This is a genomic window from Escherichia sp. GZ89, assembly GCF_019366485.1.
In the GTDB taxonomy this organism is placed as follows: Bacteria; Pseudomonadota; Gammaproteobacteria; order Enterobacterales; family Enterobacteriaceae; genus Escherichia; species Escherichia fergusonii.
In genome coordinates this window covers 1-527 of sequence record NZ_JAEOHX010000078.1, presented here as the reverse complement: position 1 = coordinate 527, position 527 = coordinate 1, and the positions used below count along the sequence as shown (strand labels likewise).

The following is a 527-nucleotide window of genomic DNA, read 5'->3' as shown; positions in this document are numbered from 1 at the left end:
TGGGGGCAACAATGAGCAGAGTAACCGCGATTATCTCCGCTCTGGTTATCTGCATCATCGTCTGCCTGTCGTGGGCGGTCAATCATTACCGTGATAACGCCATCGCCTACAAAGAACAGCGAGATAAAAAAGTCAGTGAGCTGAAGCAGGCGACCGCCACCATTACTGACATGCAGCAGCGCCAGCGTTCTGCTGATGCACTCGATGCTAAATACACGAAGGAGTTAGCTGATGCGAAAGCTGAAAATGATGCTCTTCGGCGCAAGCTTGATAATGGTGGTCGGGTGTTCGTCAAAGGAAAATGCCCTGTGCCATCCTCAGCCGAAACCTCCAGCGCCTCCGGCATGGGCAATGATGCCACCGTCGAACTCTCTCCAGTTGCTGGACGAAACGTTCTCGGTATCCGGGACGGAATTATCCGCGACCAAACAGCACTGAGAACGCTTCAGGAATACATCAGGACGCAATGCCTTCGATGATAGCGATAATTTTACTCATCATCCTTCACATCTGGCTCTGTAGACAGG

The 527-nt window shown here is 51.8% G+C and carries 1 protein-coding gene and 1 pseudogene; both read left to right on the top strand.

Annotated features, from left to right (window positions below):
* The first annotated feature begins 11 nt into the window (after window positions 1-11).
* Window positions 12-479 carry a lysis protein gene (locus K0335_RS22300; protein WP_001341210.1) on the top strand — a complete coding sequence of 156 codons (468 nt, stop codon included), beginning with the start codon at window positions 12-14 and terminating at the stop codon, window positions 477-479.
* Window positions 467-527, top strand: a pseudogene (locus K0335_RS22590) (hypothetical protein); the annotation flags it as partial. The gene K0335_RS22300 and the pseudogene K0335_RS22590, both read left to right, overlap by 13 nt.